The organism is Candidatus Korarchaeota archaeon NZ13-K, from assembly GCA_003344655.1.
Taxonomy (GTDB): Archaea; Korarchaeota; Korarchaeia; order Korarchaeales; family Korarchaeaceae; genus Korarchaeum.
Map to the genome: position 1 here is coordinate 1 of MAIU01000055.1, position 7,905 is coordinate 7,905.

At 53.6% G+C, this 7,905-nt stretch carries 11 protein-coding genes and 1 pseudogene; 9 read left to right on the plus strand and 3 right to left on the minus strand.

Features of this window, described 5'->3' with window-relative positions:
• The first annotated feature begins 269 nt into the window (after positions 1-269).
• The 4 genes from BA066_05785 to BA066_05800 all read left to right on the plus strand — a co-directional run bounded on the left by BA066_05785 (position 270) and on the right by BA066_05800 (position 3,881).
• Positions 270-962: a hypothetical protein gene (locus tag BA066_05785; GenBank protein RDD53171.1), complete on the plus strand. Its 693-nt coding sequence runs from the start codon at positions 270-272 to the stop codon at positions 960-962.
• A 28-nt stretch (positions 963-990) separates the two neighbouring features.
• Positions 991-1,731, plus strand: a complete 741-nt coding sequence (locus BA066_05790) for an ABC transporter ATP-binding protein (protein ID RDD53172.1) — start codon at positions 991-993, stop codon at positions 1,729-1,731.
• An 8-nt stretch (positions 1,732-1,739) separates the two neighbouring features.
• Entirely contained in the window at positions 1,740-3,221 is a 1,482-nt protein-coding gene (locus tag BA066_05795) for a hypothetical protein (protein RDD53173.1), read from the plus strand.
• A 123-nt stretch (positions 3,222-3,344) separates the two neighbouring features.
• Positions 3,345-3,881, plus strand: coding sequence for a hypothetical protein (locus tag BA066_05800; protein RDD53174.1), 537 nt, complete (start codon positions 3,345-3,347; stop codon positions 3,879-3,881).
• On the opposite strand, the gene BA066_05805 is transcribed toward BA066_05800, so the two are convergent.
• A complete protein-coding gene (locus tag BA066_05805) occupies positions 3,878-4,273 on the minus strand; it encodes a GNAT family N-acetyltransferase (protein RDD53175.1) in 396 nt (131 codons plus the stop codon). The two genes, BA066_05800 and BA066_05805, sit on opposite strands and share 4 nt — an antisense overlap.
• Positions 4,274-4,424: 151 nt before the next feature.
• A complete protein-coding gene (locus tag BA066_05810) occupies positions 4,425-4,658 on the minus strand; it encodes a hypothetical protein (protein ID RDD53176.1) in 234 nt (77 codons plus the stop codon).
• A gap of 403 nt (positions 4,659-5,061) precedes the next feature.
• On the opposite strand from BA066_05810, the gene BA066_05815 reads away from it, so the two are divergent.
• The 3 genes from BA066_05815 to BA066_05825 all read left to right on the plus strand — a co-directional run bounded on the left by BA066_05815 (position 5,062) and on the right by BA066_05825 (position 6,180).
• Positions 5,062-5,271, plus strand: coding sequence for an antitoxin (locus BA066_05815; protein RDD53177.1), 210 nt, complete (start codon positions 5,062-5,064; stop codon positions 5,269-5,271).
• A complete protein-coding gene (locus BA066_05820; GenBank protein ID RDD53178.1) occupies positions 5,268-5,705 on the plus strand; it encodes a type II toxin-antitoxin system VapC family toxin in 438 nt (145 codons plus the stop codon). Before BA066_05815 ends, BA066_05820 begins: the two co-directional genes overlap by 4 nt.
• A gap of 136 nt (positions 5,706-5,841) precedes the next feature.
• The gene (locus BA066_05825; GenBank protein ID RDD53179.1) at positions 5,842-6,180 is read left to right on the plus strand and encodes an ATP-binding cassette domain-containing protein; all 339 of its coding nucleotides are present in this window, start codon (positions 5,842-5,844) and stop codon (positions 6,178-6,180) included.
• Between the two features lie 207 nt (positions 6,181-6,387).
• On the opposite strand, the gene BA066_05830 is transcribed toward BA066_05825, so the two are convergent.
• On the minus strand, positions 6,388-6,993 hold the full coding sequence (locus tag BA066_05830) for a DUF3267 domain-containing protein (protein ID RDD53180.1): 606 nt from the start codon (positions 6,991-6,993) through the stop codon (positions 6,388-6,390).
• Between the two features lie 258 nt (positions 6,994-7,251).
• Here BA066_05830 and BA066_05835 point away from each other — a divergent pair.
• Both BA066_05835 and BA066_05840 read left to right on the plus strand, forming a co-directional pair.
• Positions 7,252-7,630: pseudogene (locus tag BA066_05835) on the plus strand (HEPN domain-containing protein).
• Positions 7,600-7,905, plus strand: a 306-nt coding sequence (locus tag BA066_05840) for a nucleotidyltransferase domain-containing protein (protein RDD53181.1), incomplete at its 3' end; no start/stop codon positions are given. The pseudogene BA066_05835 and the gene BA066_05840, both read left to right, overlap by 31 nt.

Here is a 7,905-nt window from a genome sequence, read left to right on the forward strand (position 1 = left end):
CTCCCCCCTCATCCCCCGGCTCAGCAGGAGTAGCAGGAAGCCCACAATGATGAGGAGGGAAGCTATTACTAGGAGCAGCAGGAGCGCGTGCACCGGCATGAGCACCCCTGCTTCTTCCATTTGAGACTTAAAAGTTTTGGGGATGCGCCCGCTGGCCGGCGGCGGGACCTCACAGCGAGAAGGGTCGTAAACGAATCGGGTCTCAACTGGGATTTCCGCACCGGTCCGGGCGGAATAAACTCTATATCCCTCCACATCAGGAATCTCCGATGGTTCAGGCGGCCAAGGTGTTCGTGCTGGAATCTCCCCTCCACCCCGGCGATCTTAGGAGGAAGCTCGAGGGATTCTCCTCGATGTCCAGGCAGGAGGTGGCCGGTAGGAGCGTTGAGGTGGGCTTCAGGATCACTGATCTGGATCTGAGGGATGACAGGCTTATCGGGACCTTTGAGGAGAACCTCCTCATCAGCTTCAGGTACATGGATGAGCCGGTCAAGGTCCCGGTCACCTTCAGGACCATCTTCGAGTTCCTCAGCTTCGAGGGAGCCACATACCTTTTGATCGCAGCTAGGAAGTCCAGGGCGAACAGGATAGCGAATCAGCTATCCTCGATAATATCCAATGAGAGGGGATTCATACAGGAGGCCTGGATAAGCTCTGAGGCGCTGAGGAGCTTCTATGAGACGAGGATGGAGACCGTGAGGGTTGTCTTCTTCACGGACGTCAGGATCCCGAATGTGAGCAAGCTTTCCCTCTACGGCAGGGAACTGGCCGGGACGAACGTCTATCAGGAGTACGTGAGGCTCGGGAAGGTGTGGTACGCGGTCTTCGAGCCAGAGGAAGGGATCGTGGTGGGCCTAACTAGGAACTGCGCGATCACCTTCTTCTCGAAGTTGGGGATCGAGGAGGCCATGGCCTTCATAGAGGCGAGAGTGATCCCATTCATCAGGGCCTCCGCCGATTAATTTTTAACTTCCAGCCCCGGGATAGCGCGTGCTGAGGTACGAGGGCGTCTCCAAGAGCTACGGCGGGACGGTGGCCCTGAGGGGGGTCACCGTCGAGTTCCAGAGAGGAAAGATCCACGCTCTCCTGGGACCCAACGGCTCTGGGAAGTCCACGCTCATGAAGATTGCGGTGGGCCTCGCCAAGCCTGACTCCGGCAGGGTGACCGTTGACGGAATAGATCCCGTGAGGGATCCCATATCGGCTAGGATGATCGTGGGTTATGTTCCAGAGGAGATCCTGATATACGAGAGCCTAACCCCGGCCGAGTGGCTCAGCTTCCTGGGCCAAATATACGGGATACGGAAGGAGGCTCTCAGGGGAAGGCTGAGCTCCCTAATAAGGGCCTTCAAGATGGAGGAGCAGATGGGGAAGCTCGGAGGGGAGCTCAGTCTGGGAAACAAGAGGAAGCTCATGATCATAGGCGCCCTGCTCCACGAGCCCAAGGTGCTGATACTCGATGAACCATTCTCAGGCCTCGATCCCGAGGTGGCCAGGGTGCTGAAGGAGGTGATGATGAGGAGGGCCCAGGAGGGAGGGACGGTCGTCTTCTCAACGCACGTGCTCGAGCTGGCTGAGGCCATCGCTGATGAAGTTACGATAATTCACTCGGGCGAGGTAGTCGCTAAGGGACCGACGCGGGAGCTGAGGGGAAAGAGTGACCTCGAGAGCTACTTCATGGAGGTGACCGGCTTGTCTTCGGAGCTCCAGGAGCTCCTTAAGGCGCTTTAGGTGGGACCTTGCCTTGGAGGAGGTTGGCGGAGATAATAGGTAGGGAAGCGAATTACAGGGCCGGAGGAAGGGAGATGGAGGGCAGAATGAGTCTTAGCATCTTCATGACAGCCTTAAGATACAACCTGTTTCTCATCCTCTTCCTCTCGATAGTATCGGTTCTAGTGGGCCTAGTCGCCCTTGAGGGGATGGAGGGGGCCCTGCTCGCGATGGTGATGCTCTTCCTGCTCGAGATCATGATAGGCGTGATCTCAATGGCGATGAGTCTCCAGACTATAATCTCGGACGGGCTCCTGAACCCACTCCAGCACCTTCCGATAAGCGAGGACGAGCTTAGGAAGGCCCTATCCCTGCTCGGCATCTATTGGGGAGGACTGGCCCTCCCCTTCATCATGCTACCGGCGGGGCTCCTCTCCTCGATCATACTCCGAGATCCCTCTCTCCTGCTCGGTTTCTCCTCAGCCTCGATATTCGCGATGATCCTCTCCATAGCCCTTGGGTATCTGGCAGGATCCTTTGAGGGGAAGTACACGAGGAGGATCTCTAGGAGAATCCTGTCAACGCTGATTTGGGTCTTGATTCTCGGAATTGGGCTGATGGTGAGTTTCATAGGCGATAAGCTTCCCGAGCTCCTGGAGTCCTCAACGGATCCCGGGGCGCTCGCGATCCTCCCACCCTTGAGCTTCCTCCATGCAGCGAGGAGCCCCCTCCCCCTCATCTCCTCCTCTCTCTGGATCCTCATCTCCCTGTCCCTCCTGAGAGCCGGGATCTCGAGGTTCTGGCGCGCGGTCAGCTCCTCGGAGTTCGAGGCTCCCGCAACAGTCACCTGGAGCATATCATTCGGAAGCAGGGCCTTATTGATGAGGGAGCTCAAGCTGATCGTCAGAAACCCGAGGATACTTGCATCCTTGCTCGTTTATTCCCTCATTCTCCCCCTCTCCCTCCTGGTTCCCACGCTCACCGGCGTGGGTGAGCCGGGGGTTCTTCCCTTGATCCTCCTGGCGGTGGGGGGCCTGCAGGGCTCCCTCGGGCCCTACTACCTCTACATAGTGGAGGCAGCCGGAGCTGAGGCTCTCTACATCCTCCCGATAACCAGGAGCAGGATCGCCTCGATCAAAGCGAACTCCTTCCTGCTGATGACCGCACCCATCAGCCTTGCGATCATGATAGTCGAATTATACCTTTATGGAGCTCCGCATGGAGTAATAGCATCAGCTCTCTACGCTTCAACGCTGCTGGGCTCGACCCACCTCAACTCGCTGGCCTACGCTCATATGCTGCCCAAGGAACCGGCTCACTGGAGCGTTGAGACATTCACCAGGTGGGTTTATGGCGCTCTGACTATAATGGAGATTCTCTTTTACATATCCCCGTTCCTAATAGCCCTTCTGAGCGTGAGTCATGCTCTACTCCTAGCGATCCCCTACCTGATGATAATTTACGTGATCTCCCTCCTTCTGGTCAGGAGGATGAGGAAGATGCCGCTATGAGGCATCGTTATCCCAGCGGGTCCTATATATCACAGATCGAAAGGGACTCTCAGGGGCACATGCCTTGATAAGGAAGGAACCGCTTGAGAAGATGAAGGAAGAGCGCGGAACATATGTGAGAAAATGGAGGATCCGATAAGACTTTTGATCATGAGAAGGGATCCAAGGGAGACCATGCCCCTATTCTACAAAATCTCAGATTCCATCGATAAACTATCAGGGATGATATCATCCATTGGAGGCTATGAGGTTTTCATATGGTCAGCTCTATCACTCCTGAACTCCTCCCTGAAGTTTCCAGCCGAGGTCCAGCTCTGGGTCAAGCTAATCCCAGCCTTTCCGATGATCCTCTTCCCCCTCTGCACAACTGATTACGGGGAACTTTCTCTCTACCTGGCTGATGAAAGCGGGAGAAGCTATATGATGCTCATCCTCGCAAGCTTCCTAGCATCGGTCGGCCTCATAACGAATAACTTGGCCGTGAAAATAGAATCTATGCTTCTTTCCAGCCTGATGAGCGTTGTAGTTGCTGTCTCTATGGGCCTAGCTGTGCAAGATCTCGAGAGGAGCCTTTTCCACGGGGATCAGGAGCTCCCTCCTGGGCATCATGCTGATAGTGCTTTCCTCCATTGTGGCTCTAGTTGGGAGCTTTTTCGCTAAAGGCTGCTGGAGCCTATCGAACGGAGCCTGTACACCGACATCCTCTCAGACGGCCCATTCGCCCCGTAGAACCTCACTGCCCTTATGTCGCTGTATGCGCCTCTCTTGCTTCTAAACACCCTGACAACGCTGAGAGCAGGTGAGCCCATCGTTCTTGCGAGCTTTAAGAGCTCTGCTAAGAGCCTGGTTCCGATCCTCCTTCTCCAGTGCGATCTGACGACATGAACGCCGTAGTCGATGTTGAAATTGTGAGTGTTTAGGTAAGCCATGGCAACAGGCATCCCATCGAGAAAGCCGACAACCACAACATGGTCTTTGAGCCTTGGTGCGATGAAGAAACCCCAGCTCTGCCTTTGGATTCCTCTAAAAATCTCGAGCTCCTCATCCCCCATGCACGATACGTCCTCACCTCAACATTCGCATTTGGCTCAAGGGTGTTTGCATCAAAAACATTCCACCAATATAGAATACCTCTCGCATCAACTCTTTCCAGATCCATGGCGAGGTCCTCTGGCAAATATGAGTATCCTCGTTGCGTCATATCTAACAGAGCTTTTCGATCACCCCGCTGACATCCCCCTTCTCAGCAATTGCAAGAACCGCCCTCCTTATTCTATTTCTGACAATCCACTTTACATCCATGAGAACTGCCCCTCCCTCCTCATCTATTACATGGATATCTTTCACGGGTTTCGCCCAGAATATCTTGAGCTTGCCCAGCTCAGCATACCATTCAGCAAAATCATTGGGGCTCAGCGGCATTCTCACACCCCTCATGCTGAAGTTTGAAATATATTCCGCGCAAGGCCTCCATTCAACCTCTCCCACTAAGGGTTTAAATGGCCAGTCTCACCAGCAAACCGATACTGTGAATTTTAAGATTAAATATATCAAAATATCAAATATATTAAGAGTATTGTATAAAAGGACTTGGGAGTCAAGGTATCGATAGTTCCGTCAAGCGGGCAACCCCTCGTTTCGATTGACGTTACTGGATAGCTAACATAAACTATTCGTTCCATCCGAAAGCTGATGAATGTAGGAGGCCGAAAGATTGTCCGCTATCGTTCCGAAAGCCTCAAAAGCAGCGGATGACGATGCTGACTTAGTGGGTATTGGATGCGACCCAGATCTCCCGGCTACAGGAAAGCTTATATATAACCAGCATACAGTATGTTATATGAAGACCATAACCGTGAGGGACGACACCTACCGGAAGCTGCTTTCCCTCAAGGGGAGGGGGAGCTTCTCCGATGTGATAGACGACCTGATCAGGAGGGATGTCGAGAGGAGAGTGGGAAAGATCATCGAGGCCTGCAGGGCTCCTCCACCCGATGAACTCGAGGAGATAGTGAGGAGGCTGAGGGAGGAGTTCAGGGCGAGAGCATGAGGCTCGTGCTCGATACCTCCTTCCTGCTGGAGCTCAGAAAGGGCAAGTACTCCGATCTGCTAAGGGAGGAGAGCGTTGATGTGGGCGATGTGGGGATATCGATCCTCTCGCTCTACGAGCTCTTGGTTGGGGCCTACTACCTCAGGGAGAAGGGGGACTACAGCGAACTCCTCTGGCTCGACTCCCTGCTGAGATGGGTGAGTATCTATCCCCTAGATGAGGAGGGGATACGCCTAGCAGCTCAGCTCAAGGCCAACTCGATGAGGAGAGGTGATGTGTATCCTGACATGGATCTCCTCATAGCGACCTCCGTCAGGCCATCGAAAATCCTGACCTGCGATGAGGACCATGAAAGGATGAGGGATGAGTTGAGGGAACATGGCATCGAGGTGGTGATGTGCGGAAAGGGCCATAGAGGCAAGCGAGACGCTTAAGCGATTTTCCCACAATCTTCAAATAGTTTTAAGTTACTAAAGGCGATGGTTCTCGTCATCCAAGCCTGCTTTAAATAAGCCCTGTGAGGAGCTCTCAGGATCCCTCAGCAACTAGTCTGCTCCTTCGCTGCCATCTATGGCAACGTTATTGCCTCAGGGGGTCACTGTTGAATCTCAGAGAGGGAGAATACATGCCCTTCTGGGGCCTAACGGATCCGGTAAATCCACCCTCATGAGGATGGCCATAGGCCCCGTCAAACCCGACTCGGGAGGTATCAAAGTCGACGGCATAGATCCTGTAAGAGACCCCATATCGGCTAGAATGGCAGTGAGCTATGCTCCAGAGGAGATCCTCATCTACGAGGGCCTGACCTCGGCTGAGTGGCTCAGCTTCCTCGGTTACAAACTACATCAGCAGTCCTTGGCAGAAGGAGTTGACCGACTGCAGTACCAATCTTCATGTACCAGGCCTTGACATCAAGCTCCTCTGTGCGGATATCGTGCATTATTTTTCACACTTAATCCTCGCAGCAGGGGATCAGCGATAATCTTGCCCAGCGGGGCCCAGCAGCTCAGCAGCCCTCTTCTTCCACCTTAGGGCCGTGAGAAGGGTTGAGATGGCAAATGAGGCCGCAAAAAGAGGAAACTCAGCTGATCGATACATTACTGCCCTTGCTGTCAATCAAGAGCTGCTGAACAGGTGCATTGCTGCGAAAAGAGCCAAGAAAACAGAAATTAGAGCCCATGCGAAGTAGTCCACCATAATCACGGGTATCAGCAGGCGCTTATCAGCACGGCAACCGCTGACCTCGATTAACACCCCTCTGTCGAGAACCTTCGTGTTCCCAAAGGGCACGACAAGGGCTATCAGGAGGAGATCCCCTGAGGAGCCTATTGTGTTGATGAGGCTTGCCCCGAGAAGCACGCTTCTGAGGGCACCACCGGTTAACCTAGCTGCAGATAAGAGGATGGGCGTGAGCGTGAGGATAGGAGCTACCTCCTCCACAGCGAAGGACCTCTTTTCTAGGGGGACATTATGCGAGATACTGAGGCCCATCAGAGGGAACTGGAGCAGGGGCCTGATGATCAACCTCCTGACCCCTAGAGCCATCAGGAAGGCTATGTGCACCAACTCATGGAGAAGGAGCCCGGCTGCTATGCCTGCGGTGAAGGCGATTGGTTGCACCTCTACTCCAGCTCCCAGCCAGTTGACTATTGCACACCAGGCGAGGAACAGCACTATGGAGAAAGATGCTGCTTCTCTGTGGCGGATTCTATACGAGAACATTGCACACTCCCTGCAAAGAGGGCTTTTTAATTTTTCCTTCGTCCCCGTCGCTTCATTTTATCTAGGTGATGGGAGCCATGCTTCAAGCCTAGGCAGGTTGAACCTAGGTGCGTTCCGTTCACCTCGACAGCCATGACCCCATAGGGATTTGATCCCCATGGATGAACTCCCCACCGCAGATCCAACATTTAAATAAAGCGAAGGGAGAAACGGCAATGTAATTAAGCAGGTTGCTCTACCATTGACCTCGTGGAAGGGATGCACGAGAGATGGATAAGCAAAGCCAGGAAGTTCTTGGAGGTAGCAAAAAGGGATCTGAATGACGGATACTACGATTTCGCTGCACTTAACTCCCAGCAGGCAGCTGAATTCGCCCTAAAGGCCCTGCTCATAAAGAAGACTGGGTACAAGCCCTACACCCACTCGATATCTGAGCTCCTTGATGCGCTCTCGGAGATAGTGGATGTACCGGCCAAGGTTAGGGAATGCGAAGGCTTAGAGGAGCACTACGTTCAGGCTGGATATCCTGACGCTAGGCTCAGGGATTACAGAAGAGGCTGAAGAAGCTGTAAATTGTGCTGAGGTGATCATATGTCGAAGGGGTTCTTGCGGAGGATTGTTGAGAGAGAAAGGCTGAGGGAGGAAAGGCTTAGAGAGATCGTTGACAGGTTTAAGGTGACGGTCATCCTCTTTGGATCCAGGGCAAGAGGGGGATCCACTCCAGCGAGCGATTATGACCTCCTGATAATCTACGATGACCCTGCCGAGCTGGAAAAGCTTCTGAGCTCTTTCAAGGATGCCAGAATTCCTGTAGATGTACATGCCTTCACCCTGGAAGACGCTCTAAATACAATGCCAACCTCGACCATAATTCTGGATGCCCTGGAGGAGGGGGCCGTGCTGAAGGAGAGC